We start from the raw sequence: 15,873 nt of genomic DNA, 5'->3' as shown, positions 1-15,873 counted from the left end.
CATGGAACGTGCCAAGATCAGGCTCTGTGTAGAGCACCCGCTGGGCGCGGGGCAAGCCGTGCCTCTGACTCAGGACGAAGCGCATTACCTCTTTGCGGTGATGCGGCTGGCTGTGGGCGCTCGTGTCGCACTGTTCAACGGGCGCGATGGCGAGTGGACGGCGGAGGTCGTCGAGGCCCACAAGAAGCGCGGTATTCTGGCCTGTGTCGAACAGGCCGCGCCGCAGCTCGCGCCGCCCGATCTCTGGCTGATCTTCGCGCCGATCAAGAAAGAGCGCACCGATTTCATCGTCGAGAAGGCGACCGAGCTGGGCTGCGCCAAGGTCTTGCCGGTGCAGACCGAGTTCACCAATTCCGCGCGCATCCGTCAGGACCGCTTGCAGGCCCATGCCAAGGAAGCGGCGGAGCAATGTCTGGGCACCTATGTGCCCCCGGTCGAGGATTTGCAGGGGCTCAAGAAGCTGCTGGATGGCTGGGATCCGAGCCGCCGCATCCTCTGGGCGGATGAGGCTCTGGTTGGCCCCGCAGAGACGCTCGCGGGGCTGCAGCCCGGCCCTTGGGCGATCCTGATCGGGCCCGAAGGCGGGTTCTCGGAGGCCGAGCGCGAGATGCTCCGTGCCCGCGATTTCGTGACCCCCGTCAGTCTCGGCCCGCGCATCCTGCGCGCCGATACGGCGGTCTGCGCGGCGATCACATTGTGGCAATCGGCGCTGGGAGACTGGCGGTGATCCGTCCCGAGGTCGCAGAAGGTTTCAAACGCTGGAGCGAGGTGATCGCGGCGGGCGTCGTGGTGGCGTTCGGTGCGTGGCTGATCTGGCTCGGCGGATTGATCCTGATGCCGCTGGGACTGGTCGCCGTGGCGCTCGGGCTCGGCTGGGCGCTGATCGGCTGGCGTCGGTTGCGCTTTGCGCGTGAAACAAATGCGCCGGGTCTGGTCGAGATCGACGAGGGCCGTATCTCCTACTTCGCGGCCAGCCGGGCGCGCGCCATTGCGGGGCCGGGCAGCAATGTCTCGGCCCTCGGGATGGGCGGCGAATTGCCGCTGCGCGAACTGGCGGAAATCAGACTGCTGACGCTTCAGGGCCAGCAATATTGGCGGCTGCGCAGCCTCTCGGGCGAGGCGCTTCTGATCCCGCTCGACGCGGCGGGGGCGGATGCGCTCTACGACGCTTTCGCGAGCCTGCCGGGGATCGATATGGGGAAGATCTCCGCCGCGCTTGACCAAACGACTGCCGCACAGAGCCTCTGGACCCGCAAACAGGTTTCACGCTTGACTTGAGCCAACCCCCGCGCCACCTGTGGCGCTCCATAAAGCGACGCGAGAAAAGACATGTCCATTCCGCAGCAGGGCGGTGGCCCGATCGAGCGCTTCGAGCAACTGGCTGAATATCTGGCCGAAGGTGAGAAGCCGCGCGACGACTGGCGCATCGGCACCGAGCATGAAAAATTCGGCTATTGCGCGGACAAGCAGTTGCCGCTGCCCTATGACGGCCCGCGGTCGATCAAGGCGATGCTGGAAGGTCTGCGCGACCGCTTCGGCTGGAAGCCGGTGGAAGAGCAGGGCAAGATCATCGGGCTGGAACTGAACGGCGCGAATGTCAGCCTCGAGCCGGGCGGTCAGCTGGAACTGTCGGGCGCGCCGCTCGAGACGATCCACCAGACCTGCGACGAGGTGAACGAACACCTGCGCGAAGTGCAGTCGGTCGCCGACGATATCGGTGTGAAGTTCATCGGTCTGGGCGCGGCCCCGATCTGGACGCAAGACCAGATGCACATGATGCCCAAGGGGCGCTATCGGCTGATGACCGATTACATGGGGCGCGTCGGCGAGCTGGGCACGCAGATGATGTATCGCACCTGCACCGTGCAGGTGAATCTCGACTTCGGTTCGGAAGCCGACATGGTGCAGAAGATGCGCGTGGCGCTGGCGTTGCAGCCGGTCGCGACCGCGCTCTTCGCCAATTCGCCCTTCCTCGATGGTAAGCCCAACGGCATGAAGTCCTGGCGCAGCCATATCTGGCAGAACCTCGACGATGCGCGCACCGGCATGCTGCCCTTCATGTTCGAAGAGAGCGCGGGCTACGAGGCTTACGTGAACTACGTCCTCGATGTGCCGATGTATTTCGTCTATCGCGACGGCAAATATATCGACGCTTTGGGGCAGTCCTTCCGCGACTTCCTGAAGGGCGAGCTGCCCGCGCTGCCCGGCGAGAAGCCGACGCTGAGCGATTGGGCCGATCACCTGACGACCGTCTTCCCCGAAGCGCGCGCGAAGAAATTCATCGAGATGCGCGGTGCCGATGGCGGACCGTGGCGGCGTCTGTGTGCGCTCCCGGCGCTCTGGGTCGGTCTGCTTTACGACCAGACCGCTCTGGATGCGGCATGGGATCTGGTGAAGGGCTTCGATCACGAGACCCGCGAAGGTCTGCGCCGCGCGGCGGCGGTCGATGCGCTGCAGGGCGAGTTCAACGGCGTGAAGCTGCACGACCTCGCACGCGAGACGGTGGCGATCGCGAAATCCGGTCTGGCGGCGCGGGCGAAGCCCGGCGCGGGCGGGATGATCCCCGACGAGACCCATTTCCTCAACGCGCTGGAAGAGAGCGTCGAGACGGGCCGCGTGCCTGCCGACGAGCTTCTCGAGAAATATCACGGCGAGTGGAATGGCGATCTGAGCAAGATCTACGCCGAATACAGCTACTGAGCAGAGGGCAGGGCGGTCTGCCGCCCGGCCGTTCCTCTCACCGCGACCCCAGCCGCTCGCGCACCCATTGAGGGACCAGCACGCTCGCCGGGCCTTGGCGCGATGTGTCGAACATCGTGCTGCCCGCCGAGGGGTCGAGGTTCAGCTCCAGCGTCTCTACCCCGCACATCGCGGCGTCCTGCACGAAGCCTGCCGCGGGGTAGACGTTGCCGCTGGTGCCGATCGAGACGAACAGATCCGCCGCCTCCAGCTCGCGGATGATCCGATCCATCTGATAGGGCATCTCGTTGAACCACACGATGTCGGGTCGCGTGGCTTTGCGCCCGCACTCGGGGCAGGTGTCTTGCGGCTGCATCGACTCGGGCGCGGGCCAGCGATGGTCGCACGCGTGACACAGCGCGCCGAAGAGCGAGCCGTGCATGTGGATCACGTTCTGAGAGCCGGCGCGCTCGTGCAGATCATCGACATTCTGCGTCACTACCAGAACCTCGTGGCCCGGGTCGGCCTCCAGTTCGGCCAGCGCGATATGGGCCGGGTTCGGCTGGGCCGCCCGCGCCGCCGCCCGGCGCGCATTGTAGAAACGGTGCACCAGCGCGGGGTCGCGCGCGAAACCCTCGGGCGTCGCCACGTCCATGATGCGGTGTTCCTCCCAGAGGCCGTCGCTTGCGCGAAACGTGCGGATGCCGCTTTCGGCAGAAATTCCCGCGCCCGTCAGAATCACGACCTTGGCCATCGCTGCGCCCTCCGTTATCACTTCACCCTATGCGTATCCTCTTTCTCTGCCTTGGCAACATCTGCCGCTCGCCCGCCGCCGAAGCGGTGACCCGTCACAAGGCCGCCGCAGCCGGGCTCGATATCGAGTTCGACAGTGCGGGCACCGGCACCTGGCATCTCGGAGAGCCGCCCTACGATCCTATGATCGCGGCGGCGGAAGCGCGCGGCTACGACATGCGCAGCCTGCGCGCACGGCAGATCCAGCCCGCCGACTACGACGGGTTCGATGTGATCCTCGCGATGGATGAGAATAACCTGCGCGATGCGCTTGACGGGGCGCCGCGCGAGATGCGCGCTCAGGTGCAGATGTTCATCGACGGGCCGGAGGGGCCGCGCGATGTGCCCGATCCCTATTTCACCCGCAATTTCGACGGAGCCCTCGATCTGATCGAGGCGGGCGCGGATCAACTGATCGCCGACCTGCTGGCCGACGAAGAAGAAAAGCGGCGCGGGCAGTAGACCGCGCGCCGCCGATCAGGCGCTTACTTGCAGAAGCCTTCCGCCGTCGCGGCGAAATTCTTGTAGCGGTCCCAGAAGTCCGAATCCGACTGGCGGTCGGACATGCGCACTTCCTGCGCGCGGTCGGGATCGTGGAAGAAGCTGGCGGCGCGGCGCTGGTCGCGATGGCTCAACGTCATGTCAGCGACTTGCTGGATGCAGCCGCAGGTGCCGGGATTGCTGGCGCGGCCCGCTTTCTGACACGCGTTGTCGATCGGCCCGGCCGAAGCCATCGAAGCAAGCGCCATGGCGCCCGAGAATGCACAGAGTCCGAGTGTGGTCTTGAAAATCATCTACTGCCCCTTTGTCGTTGCGGCCGGCATGTGTTTGCCGATCCTGCCTGCTCATTTGTCCGCGATTCTAACTCAAATTCAAAAAGCGGGCAACAAAACAGGCAGGATTCCGCCGGTTCGGGGCAGGGGAGGGAACCCGTTTTCTAGTCGTCGCGTTGCGCGCGCACGGGCCCACTACATCTGGATGGCGTTCGCCCTCCAGATCACTCTTCGACCGGGGTGGCCTCGTAGCCTGCGCCTTTCAGGGCGCTGATCACGGTGGATTCGGGCAGCCCTTCCACTTCGACCTCGCGATCTTCCAGATAGACATCGGCCTTGCCGCCGACCTCTTCGATCGCAGCCTCGACCGAGGCTTTGCAGTGGCCGCAGGTCATGTTCGGAACGGAATAGATCATCTTGCGTCTCCCGTGTTTCGTGTCTCAGGGATATGTCGGACGCGACCGGGCCGAGGTCAATGGCAGATGGCGTTCAATCCCTCTTCCCGGCCCGCTTTTTCCCCTGTATACGCGCGCCCATGACTGATCTTGATCGCATCCGCAATTTCTCCATCGTGGCGCATATCGACCACGGTAAATCCACGCTCGCCGACCGGCTGATCCAGCTGACCGGTACCGTGGCCGAACGCGATATGAAGGACCAGCTCCTCGACGCGATGGATATCGAGCGAGAGCGCGGCATCACGATCAAGGCCAACTCGGTGCGGATCGACTATCCCGCCAAGGACGGCAAAACCTATGTGCTGAACCTGATCGACACCCCCGGCCACGTCGACTTCGCCTATGAAGTCTCGCGCTCGATGCAGGCGGTCGAAGGCTCGCTGCTGGTCGTCGATGCCTCGCAAGGCGTCGAGGCGCAGACGCTGGCCAACGTCTATCAGGCGATCGATGCGGATCACGAGATCGTTCCGGTCCTGAACAAGATCGACCTGCCCGCGGCAGAGCCCGAGCGCGTGAAAGAGCAAATCGAGGACGTGATCGGGATCGACGCCTCCGACGCCGTCGAGATTTCCGCGAAGACCGGTCTGGGCATCCCGGACGTTCTGGAAGCCATCGTCCAACGACTGCCCGCCCCGCAGGGCGACCGCGACGCGCCGCTGAAAGCGATGCTGGTCGATTCGTGGTATGACCCCTACCTGGGCGTCGTGGTTCTGATCCGCGTCATGGATGGCGTGATCAAGAAGGGCGACCAGATCAAGATGATGAAGACGGGGGCGACCTACAAGCTCGACCGTCTTGCCGTTTTGAAACCCGCAATGGTCAATATCGACGAGCTGGGCCCCGGCGAAATCGGCGTCTTCACCGCTTCGATCAAGCAAGTGCGCGACACGAAGGTTGGCGACACGATCACCCACGAGAAGAAGCCCTGCGCCAAGGCGCTGCCGGGCTTCAAACCCTCGATCCCGGTGGTGTTCTGCGGTCTCTTCCCGGTCGATGCGAACGATTTCGAGGCGCTGCGCGACGCGATCGAGAAACTGCAGCTGAACGATGCGAGCTTCTCGGCGGAGATGGAAACCTCGGCGGCGCTCGGCTTCGGCTTCCGCTGCGGCTTCCTCGGGCTGTTGCACCTCGAAGTGGTGCGCGACCGTCTGGAGCGGGAATACGATCTGGACCTGATCACCACCGCGCCCTCGGTCGTGTTCAAGATCCACATGAAGGACGGGGAGGTGATCGAGCTTCACAACCCCGCCGACATGCCCGACCTGACCTACGTCGACCATATCGAGGAACCGCGCATCAAGGCGACGATCCTCGTGCCGGACGAATATCTGGGCGATGTGCTCAAGCTCTGTCAGGACCGCCGCGGCATCCAGCAGGACCTGACCTATGTCGGTGGCCGCGCGATGGTGGTCTATGACCTGCCGCTCGCCGAGGTCGTGTTCGACTTCTACGACCGCCTGAAATCGGTCACCAAGGGCTATGCCAGCTTCGATTACCAGATCACCGAATATCGCGAGGATTACCTCGTGAAGATGTCGATTCTGGTGAATGACGAGCCGGTCGACGCGCTCTCGATCATGGTCCACCGCGACCGGGCCGAGGCCCGGGGCCGCGCGATGTGCGAAAAGCTCAAGGACCTGATCCCGCGTCACATGTTCAAGATCCCGATCCAGGCCGCCATCGGTGGCCGCGTGATCGCGCGCGAGACCCTGTCGGCGATGCGCAAGGACGTGACCGCGAAATGCTACGGCGGCGACGCGAGCCGGAAGAAGAAGCTTTTGGAAAAGCAGAAGGCCGGTAAGAAAAAGATGCGCCAGTTCGGGAAGGTCGAAATCCCGCAAAGCGCGTTTATCGCGGCGCTGAAGATGGATGAGTGATCCTCTTCGAATTTGACGAATAGAGGCCCGGCGATTGCGCCGGGCCTTTTCATTTCGGGCGGGTCAGTCACGGCCTTTCTGAGGAACATGGCGCGCCACCCCCACGTTCTCCACCCAGACCTATTTCAGGAGGAAACGATATGACCGACCAAGCCAAGATCGAGAAAGATTTCTGGGATGCGCTCGCATCGGATCGCACCGTGATGCTGGCGCGCGCGGGCGTCGAGACGGCAGCGCCGCGCCCGATGACGGCGATCGTCGAGGAGAAGCCCGGCCCCGTCTGGTTCTTCACCGCGCGCGACACGGAATTGATGGAAGGGCTGGCCCCCGGGGCAGGGGCGATGTTCACCTTCTCGGACAAGGGCCACAAGGTCTTCGCGACCGTCACGGGGCGTCTGACCGAACATACCGACCCCGAGACCGTGGAGCGGCTGTGGAACCCCTTCATCGGCGCCTGGTATGAGGGCAAGGACGACCCCAAACTGGTGCTGCTGCGCTTCGATCCGGATCAGGCCGAGATCTGGGACAGCGGCAACGCGCTGGTCGCGGGCGCGAAGATCCTTCTCTCGTCGGACCCGGGCGAGTCGATGAAGGACCGTGTCGCTCATGTGAATTACTGAGCCGGGCGCGTCCCTGACGTCAGAGGTAAGAAAAAGGCCCCGGAAATCTCCGGGGCCTTTGACTTTTTCGCTTAGCTATCAGGCTTGGAATTTAGCGCGCCTGACGCGCTTCGCCCGCGATCGTGTTGCCTGCAACGGACAGGTCCTGACCTGCGCCTTGCACGGTGTTGCAGGCCGCGAGGCCCAGAAGGATCACGGTCATTGCCGCCATTTGAACCGATTTCGTCATCTCTTTCGCTCTCCTATTAAGCCATCACCGGCCAACGTACGAAAAAATTTACGGTTCCGTGGAACTGGAGGCAAGGAGCGGCGTTTTGCCCTCGAACACATAAGGGAGAGCCCGAATGAAGAAGCCTCTGCGCTTATTCGTCGCCGCCCTCTCGGCCCTCGTCGTGACCGGGGTCGTGGTGATCGCAGCTCTGACTTTCGGCTTTGTCGGATGGCAGGAATTCGCGTTCGCCGTGATCGTCGGGATTGTCTTAGGAATTCCCGCAGGTCTTTGGACCGAGCGGCGCATAAAAAGGAATGACCCGTTCTGGCCGCCCCGCCAGGCATGATCCCTGTCAGAACGGTCTTGCGGCCCCTGCTTTGTCCCTCGCGGGGGCCGCACACTCCGCCCGAGCTGGTTAACTTCTTGTTAATTAAGCTCTGAAAGGCTCCGGGTTGTCCCTCCCCGGAGCCTTTCAATGTCTAAAGCCCCGTTTTTCCTTATCCTTTGCCTCCTCGCAGCCTGCGCCTCCCCAGCGCCGCAGTTTCTCGGCGCGTCGCGGCATGACCTCACGCTCGACGGCATCGACTTCGTCGTCTTCCTCAAGGGAGACCGGGCGGAGGTGGTGCGCATGGGCTATCTGCGCCGGGCAGAGCGGGGGCGCGTGCCGCCCCTGATGATCCGCGCGGCAGAGCAGGTGTCGGGTTGCGAGGTCGCGGGACCGGCGGGCGGGCTCTACCGATCGCCCTCGCTGCCCGGCGATACGGGGGAGGCGCGCTTCCAGCTCGATTGCTGATGCGACGCCCTGCCGCAGCGGCGACCGCGCGGACTTGATGCGGATCAAGGTCACATCCGCGTGATCGGAGTCAGTCTGACCACCGAAATGCGCCGCTCAATGGAGATCAGACATGCGCCTCTTCGGTATCATCTACGCCCTCGTCGGACCGACCCTCGCGGGTATCCTCATCACTGCCGCGCTGACGATGAATATGTTCACCACCAACGCGATGATCGTCTCCGCGGTAATCGGGTTCCTCGTCGCCGTGCCAGTTGCGTGGTATATCGCCAAAATGATCCGCGAAAACGCCTGACGGCGCGGCGCGGCACAGGCGTCGGGAAAATCCCAACTTCGTGAAGGGCGGAACCTCTGCGCCTTCGCCGCGCTAGTCCGGCGAGGCGCGGCGGCGTTTCGTGAATTCAAAGAGGTAATATGTCCTACGCTCCCGGCTATTCGAAAACCCAGATTTGGCTCCACTGGGCCGTCGTTCTGCTGCTCATCGTCCAATATCTGTTCAATGACGCGATGGGCCACACCTTCCACGACCTCATGGAGAGCGGATCGGCGAGCGCCGGGGTGCTGACCTATGGTCACATCGTCCTCGGTATCGCGGTGCTCGTGCTTGCGATCTGGCGTCTGATACTGCGCGCGAGCCACGGCGCACCCGAGCCGCCGGAGAACGATCCCGTCATTTTCCGGCGCGGCGCGGCCGCAGTCCACTGGCTGCTCTACGCGCTGCTGTTCCTGATCCCGATTGCGGGGCTAGTGGCCTATTACGGGCAGCTGGAATGGGCGGCCGAGACTCACTCGATCCTGACCACGGTGTTGCTGTGGCTTGCCGGGCTGCATGTGGCAGCCGCGCTCTATCACCAATACGTCAAGCGCGATCACCTGATCCGCCGGATGATGAAGCCGGGGGCGTGAGCGCAGCGGCGCGGTTTCCTCAGCTCGTGGAGTCGAGGAAACGCGCCACGTCGGCTTCGAACTCGCGGGGCTTCTCGGCATGCAGCCAGTGCCCCGCATTGTCGATTTCCTCGAAACGCGCCTGCGGGAAGAAACCGCGGATACGGTCGTGCATTTCGGGCCGCACGTAATGCGAGTCCGCGCCCGACAGGAATAGCGTCGGGCCGTCGAACTGCTTGCCCTTAAGCGCCTCGGGCCAGCCGAGGATGTCGTCCATATTCGCCTTCAGCGCGGCTAGGTTGAACTTCCAGCGTGGCGGGCCGTCGCGCAGCACCAGCGATTGCAGCAGGAAGGCGCGGGTGCCCGGATCGAAGACCTGCTCGCCCAGTCGCTCATCCGCGGCGGAGCGCGAGGTGAGATCGGCGATATCCATACCTTGCATCGCCTCGATCAGCGCACTGTGGTTGTCGCCGTGATCGTAGTTCTCGGGCGCGATATCCGCGACGATGAGATGCGCGACGAGTTGCGGCTGCGTCAGGGCGAGGGTCATCGCCGCCTTGCCGCCCATCGAATGGCCCAGCACATCCGCGACCCCGCCATTCGCCTCGATCACCTCGGCGATATCGCCTGCCATCGCCTGATAGCTGTGATCGTCGTCCCAGAAGCTGTCGCCGTGATTGCGCATATCGAGCGCGATGACGGGGCGGTCCGCGCTCAGCCGCTTGGCAATCGCGTTCCAGTTCCGGGCCGATCCGAAAAGACCGGGCGCGATGATCAGCGGTCGCGCGCCGGGATTGCTGTCGGAGGTGTAGGGGGTCGTGTTCAACATGGCGCCTAAGCTAGATCGCCTCCCGGGGCGCTTCCAGAGCGGATGCGAAAAAATCTGCGTCCATGCGCGCAGTTGCGCTGATCTCGCGCGGCGGGTAGCGTCCGGTGCGGAATTGCTGAACGCTGCGTAAGGGAGAGGGCCGGATGGGGCCGGAGAAGATCAATCAGATGGTGGGGCAGGTCTCGAGGCTTCTGGCGCAGCGGCTGGGGGCGAAGGGGCCGACACTCGAGGCGCGGGTCGCCTCGCGGGCCCGGGCGCTGCCGCGCAAGGTGCGCAAGGCGGCGCTGGTGCTGGTAGATGCCGAGCGCAAAGCGCATGCGCCCAAAATCGCCCGGCAATTGGATGCCCGCAGGGTGGAGGGCGCCTTCGCGACCTGTCGCGATTACCTCGAACCGCTGGGCGCGGCGGAGCGGCTGCGCGCCGCGGCGCTTGGCCTTGCCAGTTCGATCGCCGTGATTGTGGTGATTGTGGGCGGCGCCTTGCTGGCCGCGATGGTCTGGACCGGAGCGATCTGATCGGGCCACGCCCCCAGACATGAAAAAGGCCCCCGGATCGCGGGGGCCTTCAACTCAATCTCGGAACCGGATCACAGCTCGGGGTAGATCGGGAAGCCGCTGAGCAGCGTCGCGACCTTGGCTTTCACGGCCTCTTCGACCTCGCCATTGCCCTCTTCGCCATTCGCGGCGAGCCCGTCGACCACTTCGACGATCAGGCGCGCGATCTCGCGGAACTCTTCCTCGCCGAAGCCACGGGTGGTGCCCGCCGGGGTGCCCAGACGGATGCCCGAGGTGACCATCGGTTTCTCCGGGTCGAACGGGATGCCGTTCTTGTTGCAGGTGATATGCGCGCGGCCCAGAGCCTTCTCGGTCGCGTTGCCCTTCACGCCTTTCGGACGCAGGTCGACCAGCATCACGTGGGTGTCCGTGCCGCCGGTGACGATGTCGAGGCCACCCTTCATCAGCTCGTCAGCCAGCGCCTGAGCGTTCTTCACGACCTGAGCGGCGTAGTCCTTGAACCCGGGGCGCAGCGCCTCGCCGAAGGCCACGGCCTTGCCTGCGATGACATGCATCAGCGGACCGCCCTGGATGCCCGGGAAGATCGCCGAGTTCACCTTCTTCGCAATCTCCTCGTTGTTGGTGAGGATCATGCCGCCACGCGGACCGCGCAGGGTCTTGTGCGTCGTGGTGGTCGCGACATCCGCATAGGGGAAGGGCGACGGGTGCTGACCACCGGCCACGAGGCCGGCGAAGTGCGCCATGTCGACCATCAGCCAAGCGCCGACCTCATCCGCGATCTCGCGGAACTTGGCGAAGTCGATCTGGCGCGGGATGGCCGAGCCACCGGCGATGATCAGCTTCGGCTTGTGCTCGAGCGCCAGTTCGCGGACCTGCTCGTAGTCCAGCAGGCTGTCTTGCTTGCGCACGCCGTATTGGATCGCGTTGAACCACTTGCCCGACTGGTTCGGCTTGGCGCCGTGGGTCAGGTGGCCGCCCGCATCGAGGCTCATGCCGAGGATCGTGTCGCCCGGCTTCAGCAGCGCGGTGAACACGCCCTGGTTCGCTTGGCTCCCCGAGTTCGGCTGCACGTTGGCGAATTCGCAGCCGAACAGCTCCTTGGCGCGGTCGATCGCGAGGTTCTCCGCGACGTCGACATATTGGCAGCCGCCATAGTAGCGCTTGCCCGGGTACCCTTCGGCGTATTTGTTCGTCATCACCGAACCCTGCGCCTCCATCACCGCCTTCGAGACGATGTTTTCCGAGGCGATCAGTTCGATCTCGTCGCGCTGGCGACCGAGTTCATCGGTGATCGACTTGAAGAGTTCGGGGTCACGGCTGGAGAGGCTTTCGGTGAAGAAGCCCGCATCGCGTTGGTCTTTCATGGCCATTCCTCGCAAAGATCCGGTCGCCGACCGTTTAGCGCAGATTTCACAGGGCTGAAAGCAGACAAACGACCAAATCGGTCATTTCCGCGCCGGATTGACGCTTGTCTTTCGCCCAAGCCCTTGCAACACCTTGGACAAGCAGGAGGACCGCGCGGTGGCGAACCAGTATACCCATATCCATTTCGCGGCCTCCCACGCCGAGACGGCGCAGGCGGCGCAGGCCGATCTGGTCGCGCGCTACGGGCAGGTGCCGCGCTATGCGGCCGATGTGATCGTAGCGCTTGGCGGGGACGGGTTCATGCTGCAATGCCTGCACGAGGGCACGGGGCTGCCGGTCTACGGGATGAACCGCGGCTCGGTCGGCTTCCTGATGAACGACTATGTCGCCGACGATCTGCCCGCGCGACTCGAGGCGGCGGAGCAGGCGGTGATCAATCCGCTGTCGATGAAGGCCGAGACGCAGGACGGGATGCTGCATGAGGCGCTCGCCATCAACGAGGTCTCGCTGCTGCGCGCAGGCCCGCAGGCGGCGAAGCTGAAAATCTCGATCAACGACAAAGTGCGGCTGCAGGAGCTGGTCTGTGACGGCGCGATCGTCTCCACCCCGGCCGGATCGACCGCCTATAACTTCTCCGCCCACGGGCCGATCCTGCCGATCGGCTCGGACGTGCTGGCGCTGACCGGGATCGCGAGCTTTCGGCCGCGGCGGTGGCAGGGCGCGATCCTGCCATCCTCCGCGCTGGTGCGCTTCGACATTCTCGAACCCGACAAGCGCCCGGTCATGGCCGATGCGGACAGCCGCTCGGTCAAGCCGGTCAAATGGGTCGAGGTGCGCTCCGAGCCGGAGATCGAGCATTGCATCCTCTTCGACCCCGGTCACGGGCTCGAAGAGCGGTTGATGCGCGAACAGTTCGCCTGAGGCTCAGCCCTTTGACAGCCACGCGTCGCGCTTGCGATAGATCGTAGAGGGCGCGACCCCCAGTTCCAGCGCAGCGCGCGGGATCGATCCGTCATGCCGGGTGATCGCAGCCTCTATCGCGGCGCGCTCGATCTCGGCCAGGGTGCGATCCACGAAAGGATCGACCGCCGGGGCGGTGGTGGGCGCGGCACGGCTCGTCGTCGGATCGAATTCCGGCAGCATATGAGCGCGCAGCACCGGACCGTCATGCATCACGATCGCCGCGCGGATGACGTTCATCAGTTGGCGGACGTTGCCGGGCCACGGCCGGTCCTCCAGGCGGGTGATGGCCTCAGGTTCGATCTCGCTGAAGTCGCGCTGCTCCTCGGAGGCGAACCGCTCCAGCGCCATCCTTGCCAGAGGGCCGATATCCTCGCGGTGCATCCGCAGCGGCGGCATCTCGATCGTGAGCACCATCAGCCGGTAATAGAGGTCCTCACGGAGCACAGCGTTTTGCAGCATGACGCTAGGCGAGCTCTTGGCCGCGCAGACGATCCGCACATTGACGTCGACCGGTTGGCTGGCGCCGAGCGGTTTGACTTGGCCGCTCTGCAGGAACCGCAGCAGCTTGATCTGTGCGGTGGGGGCAAGTTCGCAGATATTGTCGAGCAGAAGCGTGCCGCCATCGGCGGCGAGGAGCGCACCGTCCTTGTCCTCCAAAGCGCCCGGGAAGGCCCCGCGGTTATGGCCGAAGAGTTCGCTGTCGACGCGGTCGGCGGCCAGGGCGCCGCAATCGAGCGCAATGAAGGGACCATCGGCGCGGGGGCTCGTGGCGTGAACCGCCTGGGCGCAAAGCTCCTTCCCGGTACCGCTTTCGCCCCAGATATAGACCGGCGCGGTCGAGCGGGCGGCAGCACGGGTCCGGGCGTAGAGCGCCCGCATCTGCGGCGCGTTGCCGACGAAGTCCCCGACCGTCTCCTCGCTGGCGCTCGCGTCGTCGACATCCGAACGCAGCGACAGGCTGCGCGCGCTCTCAATGGCGCTTCTGAAGCGAGGTTCGTCGATCGGTTTGACGAGGAAGTCGATTGCGCCCTCCTGCATCGCCCGCACCGCGCGGTCGATCGAGCGGTCGGCAGTGACCGCGATGATCGCCGCATAGGGGCGCAGGGCCAGCATTTCGGCGATCAGCGTGTCGCCGTCGCGATCGGGCAGCATCAGGTCCAACAGCACCATACGGATCGGGTTGTCGCGGAAGATTCGCATCCCTTCCTCGGCGCTTGCCGCGAGATGGGTGACGAAGCCGGCGTTGCGCAGATAGGCGTCATAGATCGCCCGGAGCGATCCCACATCTTCGATCAATAGAAAATGTTCGGTCTCGGTGTCGACGCTGTTCCGCCCGTTTCGACTGAGGCCGTGTTGCGGACTATCCGTCTTGGAGCTTGTATCGCTGTCCGGGGTGGTCGTATCGGAGTCACTAGTTCTCATGCTGTAAATCAGTCTTCGCGTTCAAATTATTTCGGGTGGTGGCTATCAGCCGGTCGATGAAAATGAGGGCGACCCGGCCAAGATCTTGAATATCTTCATAAGTCCCATGTCGGGTTGCACTGTCAAGCGCGCGTGCATGCCGCGAGAGGGGGTGATCACCCGCCACTCCGGCTACCGCACTGAGCTTATGGCTCAGCAATTGCAGGGCGCAGAGGTCGAAAGGGGGCAGTGCGAGCGACAGCCCGTGACGTACCGTCTCGAGATCGGCGATCAGTTCCTGCCCGAGCCCCGCTGGCAATGCCTTCTCGGCCAGACGCAGATGGGCGAGCAAACCGCGCGGCGGCGTAGTTACGCGTGGCACGGTCGTCATGCAACCAGCCTCTTCCAAGGCGCGCAGGATCGGCTGCAGGCCCAGCACCGGCTTGATCAGGCAGGCATCGGCCGCGCCTTTCTCCACGTCGCGATAGCCGCTGCACTGGATGATCGGCAGGTCCGCCCAAGGCAGACCGGAGCGGCGAATGCTGGCGATCACCTCGGGGCCGCGGCAGCCGGGCATCTCGACATCCAGCACCGCGAGATCGAAGCGTTCGGCCCGCAGTTGCGCGGCCGCACTGTCGCCACGACGCAGCCCGGTCACCTGCGCGCCCATCGCGCTCAGGAATTGTTCGAGCACGGCGCGGCTCATCTCGCTGTCATCGGCGACGAGCACGTTCCACCCGCTCAGATCGGGCAGGGGGGCATCGCGCATCGTGGAACTGATATCGACGGGACGGGCCGGGAGCGACACGCGGATTTCGGCCCCGCCTTGCGGCGCGTTGGCGAGGTCGATCTTGCCGCCGGCCTCTGCCACCAGCGCGTGACAGATCGCGAGGCCCAGACCTTGCCCCTCGGGGTTGCGGAACGTGGCGGGCTCGCTGCGCTGCCCTGCGCAGGCTGGCGCGCGCAGACGTTCCTCTGGGAAGCCATCGCCCTCGTCGCGCACGGTCAGCAGCAGCCCCTTGGCCGGGTCGAAGTCGAGCGACAGGTGGATCGTGCCGCGCTGGGCATAGCACAGCGCGTTGCGCATCAGATTGGCGAAGATGCGGGTGAGCGGCACGCGATCGATCGCCAGCACCGGCGGCAGATCAGGGGCCATGTGGATCGCGAGCGACATGCCCCGAACATGTGCCGCGCTTGTCCAGCGGCGGCGTACCCGTTCAAGCGCATCGGCAATGACCAGATGCGGGGGAGCGGGGCTTGCCTCGGACGCGTCGGAAAGCTCGCTTGCCGCTTCATGGCTCGACGCGGCGGGCGCAGTTTTCTTCGCTCCGTCCAGATCGAGAAGCTGTGCCAGATCGCTCGCCGCTTCGCGCGCGCGCTCCAATTGTCCATGCGTGCTTTGACCGCCCGGATCGGCGAGCGCCGCATCCAGACCGCACATCACATCTGCAAGCGCGGCGCGCAGATCGTGCTGCCATAAAGGGCCGAGATCGCATCGCAACGATGCGAATGGCTCCTGCGCAGCGGGATCGGGCAACTTTCGGTTCGTCAAAATAACCCCTCGATGGATGGTTCCGGGGTACGGTTCTCAAATTAACCTTCGATAACATAAACAATAGCATAAAGCCGCACCCATTGTGGATGCGGCTTCTTAACTCTCGCGTAAACTTTTGATGTGGTGCCTATCTGCGTCGCTCAAAATGAGTGCGCTT

20 protein-coding genes are annotated in these 15,873 nt (G+C 64.4%); 12 read left to right on the top strand and 8 right to left on the bottom strand.

The genetic code is table 11. The features are described 5' to 3' along the window. The first annotated feature begins 1 nt into the window (after position 1). From BMI85_RS07695 to BMI85_RS07685, 3 genes are read left to right on the top strand one after another with little or no spacing between them, the layout of a single operon-like run. A complete protein-coding gene (locus BMI85_RS07695; RefSeq protein WP_078569801.1) occupies positions 2-727 on the top strand; it encodes a 16S rRNA (uracil(1498)-N(3))-methyltransferase in 726 nt (241 codons plus the stop codon). Continuing rightward, positions 724-1,278 carry a hypothetical protein gene (locus tag BMI85_RS07690; protein ID WP_078600612.1) on the top strand — a complete coding sequence of 185 codons (555 nt, stop codon included), beginning with the start codon at positions 724-726 and terminating at the stop codon, positions 1,276-1,278. Before BMI85_RS07695 ends, BMI85_RS07690 begins: the two co-directional genes overlap by 4 nt. Positions 1,279-1,329: 51 nt before the next feature. Next, positions 1,330-2,700 (top strand): glutamate--cysteine ligase, encoded by a 1,371-nt coding sequence (locus BMI85_RS07685; protein WP_078600610.1) that lies wholly within the window; start codon positions 1,330-1,332, stop codon positions 2,698-2,700. Positions 2,701-2,737: 37 nt separating this feature from the next. On the opposite strand, the gene BMI85_RS07680 is transcribed toward BMI85_RS07685, so the two are convergent. After that, positions 2,738-3,433, bottom strand: a complete 696-nt coding sequence (locus BMI85_RS07680; RefSeq protein WP_078600608.1) for an NAD-dependent deacylase — start codon at positions 3,431-3,433, stop codon at positions 2,738-2,740. Between the two features lie 29 nt (positions 3,434-3,462). Between BMI85_RS07680 and BMI85_RS07675 the strand changes: the two genes are divergently transcribed. Continuing rightward, positions 3,463-3,933: a low molecular weight protein-tyrosine-phosphatase gene (locus tag BMI85_RS07675; protein ID WP_078542237.1), complete on the top strand. Its 471-nt coding sequence runs from the start codon at positions 3,463-3,465 to the stop codon at positions 3,931-3,933. A gap of 23 nt (positions 3,934-3,956) precedes the next feature. Here BMI85_RS07675 and BMI85_RS07670 read toward each other — a convergent pair whose 3' ends face one another. Continuing rightward, positions 3,957-4,265 (bottom strand): hypothetical protein, encoded by a 309-nt coding sequence (locus BMI85_RS07670; RefSeq protein ID WP_078522492.1) that lies wholly within the window; start codon positions 4,263-4,265, stop codon positions 3,957-3,959. 203 nt (positions 4,266-4,468) lie between these two features. Then, on the bottom strand, positions 4,469-4,660 hold the full coding sequence (locus BMI85_RS07665) for a heavy metal-associated domain-containing protein (protein WP_075773932.1): 192 nt from the start codon (positions 4,658-4,660) through the stop codon (positions 4,469-4,471). 119 nt (positions 4,661-4,779) lie between these two features. On the opposite strand from BMI85_RS07665, the gene lepA reads away from it, so the two are divergent. Then, positions 4,780-6,579, top strand: a complete 1,800-nt coding sequence (gene lepA, locus BMI85_RS07660; protein ID WP_078522493.1) for a translation elongation factor 4 — start codon at positions 4,780-4,782, stop codon at positions 6,577-6,579. 140 nt (positions 6,580-6,719) lie between these two features. Further along, a complete protein-coding gene (locus BMI85_RS07655) occupies positions 6,720-7,199 on the top strand; it encodes a pyridoxamine 5'-phosphate oxidase family protein (RefSeq protein ID WP_078600606.1) in 480 nt (159 codons plus the stop codon). A 91-nt stretch (positions 7,200-7,290) separates the two neighbouring features. Here the strand turns inward: BMI85_RS07655 and BMI85_RS21110 are convergent, their stop codons facing one another. Further along, the gene (locus tag BMI85_RS21110; RefSeq protein WP_108722389.1) at positions 7,291-7,428 is read right to left on the bottom strand and encodes an entericidin A/B family lipoprotein; all 138 of its coding nucleotides are present in this window, start codon (positions 7,426-7,428) and stop codon (positions 7,291-7,293) included. Positions 7,429-7,543: 115 nt separating this feature from the next. Here BMI85_RS21110 and BMI85_RS07650 point away from each other — a divergent pair, with 115 nt between their 5' ends. The 4 genes from BMI85_RS07650 to BMI85_RS07635 all read left to right on the top strand — a co-directional run bounded on the left by BMI85_RS07650 (position 7,544) and on the right by BMI85_RS07635 (position 9,109). Then, positions 7,544-7,756: a hypothetical protein gene (locus BMI85_RS07650; RefSeq protein WP_078600604.1), complete on the top strand. Its 213-nt coding sequence runs from the start codon at positions 7,544-7,546 to the stop codon at positions 7,754-7,756. A 129-nt stretch (positions 7,757-7,885) separates the two neighbouring features. Continuing rightward, positions 7,886-8,203: a hypothetical protein gene (locus tag BMI85_RS07645; RefSeq protein ID WP_078600601.1), complete on the top strand. Its 318-nt coding sequence runs from the start codon at positions 7,886-7,888 to the stop codon at positions 8,201-8,203. Positions 8,204-8,315: 112 nt separating this feature from the next. Next, the gene (locus BMI85_RS07640) at positions 8,316-8,498 is read left to right on the top strand and encodes a hypothetical protein (protein WP_078522498.1); all 183 of its coding nucleotides are present in this window, start codon (positions 8,316-8,318) and stop codon (positions 8,496-8,498) included. Positions 8,499-8,617: 119 nt separating this feature from the next. Continuing rightward, on the top strand, positions 8,618-9,109 hold the full coding sequence (locus tag BMI85_RS07635; RefSeq protein WP_078600599.1) for a cytochrome b/b6 domain-containing protein: 492 nt from the start codon (positions 8,618-8,620) through the stop codon (positions 9,107-9,109). A 19-nt stretch (positions 9,110-9,128) separates the two neighbouring features. Here BMI85_RS07635 and BMI85_RS07630 read toward each other — a convergent pair whose 3' ends face one another. Next, the gene (locus BMI85_RS07630) at positions 9,129-9,917 is read right to left on the bottom strand and encodes an alpha/beta fold hydrolase (RefSeq protein ID WP_078600597.1); all 789 of its coding nucleotides are present in this window, start codon (positions 9,915-9,917) and stop codon (positions 9,129-9,131) included. 143 nt (positions 9,918-10,060) lie between these two features. Between BMI85_RS07630 and BMI85_RS07625 the strand changes: the two genes are divergently transcribed. Beyond that, entirely contained in the window at positions 10,061-10,432 is a 372-nt protein-coding gene (locus tag BMI85_RS07625; RefSeq protein WP_078522501.1) for a hypothetical protein, read from the top strand. Between the two features lie 71 nt (positions 10,433-10,503). Here BMI85_RS07625 and glyA read toward each other — a convergent pair whose 3' ends face one another. Beyond that, complete coding sequence (gene glyA / locus BMI85_RS07620) at positions 10,504-11,796, bottom strand: serine hydroxymethyltransferase (RefSeq protein ID WP_078542230.1); 1,293 nt, start codon at positions 11,794-11,796, stop codon at positions 10,504-10,506. A gap of 157 nt (positions 11,797-11,953) precedes the next feature. On the opposite strand from glyA, the gene BMI85_RS07615 reads away from it, so the two are divergent. Beyond that, entirely contained in the window at positions 11,954-12,718 is a 765-nt protein-coding gene (locus BMI85_RS07615; RefSeq protein ID WP_246832511.1) for an NAD kinase, read from the top strand. 3 nt (positions 12,719-12,721) lie between these two features. Here BMI85_RS07615 and BMI85_RS07610 read toward each other — a convergent pair whose 3' ends face one another. Both BMI85_RS07610 and BMI85_RS07605 read right to left on the bottom strand, forming a co-directional pair. Further along, complete coding sequence (locus BMI85_RS07610; RefSeq protein ID WP_078600593.1) at positions 12,722-14,182, bottom strand: sigma-54 dependent transcriptional regulator; 1,461 nt, start codon at positions 14,180-14,182, stop codon at positions 12,722-12,724. Then, positions 14,172-15,698 (bottom strand): ATP-binding protein, encoded by a 1,527-nt coding sequence (locus BMI85_RS07605; RefSeq protein ID WP_168174753.1) that lies wholly within the window; start codon positions 15,696-15,698, stop codon positions 14,172-14,174. The genes BMI85_RS07610 and BMI85_RS07605 overlap by 11 nt, the downstream gene beginning before the upstream one ends. Positions 15,699-15,873: the final 175 nt, after the last annotated feature.

The organism is Thioclava sp. DLFJ4-1 (assembly GCF_002020145.1).
Classification (GTDB): domain Bacteria; phylum Pseudomonadota; class Alphaproteobacteria; order Rhodobacterales; family Rhodobacteraceae; genus Thioclava; species Thioclava sediminum.
Note: the sequence above shows the minus strand (reverse complement) of the source record. Positions and strands in the feature narration are given on the sequence as shown.

Coding starts and splice junctions, on each gene's coding strand:
- BMI85_RS07695 (WP_078569801.1), top strand. CDS start 2: ATGGAACGTGCCAAGATCAGGCTCTGTGTAGAGCACCCGCTGGGCGCG.
- BMI85_RS07685 (WP_078600610.1), top strand. CDS start 1,330: ATGTCCATTCCGCAGCAGGGCGGTGGCCCGATCGAGCGCTTCGAGCAA.
- BMI85_RS07680 (WP_078600608.1), bottom strand. CDS start 3,433: ATGGCCAAGGTCGTGATTCTGACGGGCGCGGGAATTTCTGCCGAAAGC.
- BMI85_RS07675 (WP_078542237.1), top strand. CDS start 3,463: ATGCGTATCCTCTTTCTCTGCCTTGGCAACATCTGCCGCTCGCCCGCC.
- BMI85_RS07670 (WP_078522492.1), bottom strand. CDS start 4,265: ATGATTTTCAAGACCACACTCGGACTCTGTGCATTCTCGGGCGCCATG.
- BMI85_RS07665 (WP_075773932.1), bottom strand. CDS start 4,660: ATGATCTATTCCGTTCCGAACATGACCTGCGGCCACTGCAAAGCCTCG.
- lepA (WP_078522493.1), top strand. CDS start 4,780: ATGACTGATCTTGATCGCATCCGCAATTTCTCCATCGTGGCGCATATC.
- BMI85_RS07655 (WP_078600606.1), top strand. CDS start 6,720: ATGACCGACCAAGCCAAGATCGAGAAAGATTTCTGGGATGCGCTCGCA.
- BMI85_RS21110 (WP_108722389.1), bottom strand. CDS start 7,428: ATGACGAAATCGGTTCAAATGGCGGCAATGACCGTGATCCTTCTGGGC.
- BMI85_RS07650 (WP_078600604.1), top strand. CDS start 7,544: ATGAAGAAGCCTCTGCGCTTATTCGTCGCCGCCCTCTCGGCCCTCGTC.
- BMI85_RS07645 (WP_078600601.1), top strand. CDS start 7,886: ATGTCTAAAGCCCCGTTTTTCCTTATCCTTTGCCTCCTCGCAGCCTGC.
- BMI85_RS07640 (WP_078522498.1), top strand. CDS start 8,316: ATGCGCCTCTTCGGTATCATCTACGCCCTCGTCGGACCGACCCTCGCG.
- BMI85_RS07635 (WP_078600599.1), top strand. CDS start 8,618: ATGTCCTACGCTCCCGGCTATTCGAAAACCCAGATTTGGCTCCACTGG.
- BMI85_RS07630 (WP_078600597.1), bottom strand. CDS start 9,917: ATGTTGAACACGACCCCCTACACCTCCGACAGCAATCCCGGCGCGCGA.
- BMI85_RS07625 (WP_078522501.1), top strand. CDS start 10,061: ATGGGGCCGGAGAAGATCAATCAGATGGTGGGGCAGGTCTCGAGGCTT.
- glyA (WP_078542230.1), bottom strand. CDS start 11,796: ATGAAAGACCAACGCGATGCGGGCTTCTTCACCGAAAGCCTCTCCAGC.
- BMI85_RS07610 (WP_078600593.1), bottom strand. CDS start 14,182: ATGAGAACTAGTGACTCCGATACGACCACCCCGGACAGCGATACAAGC.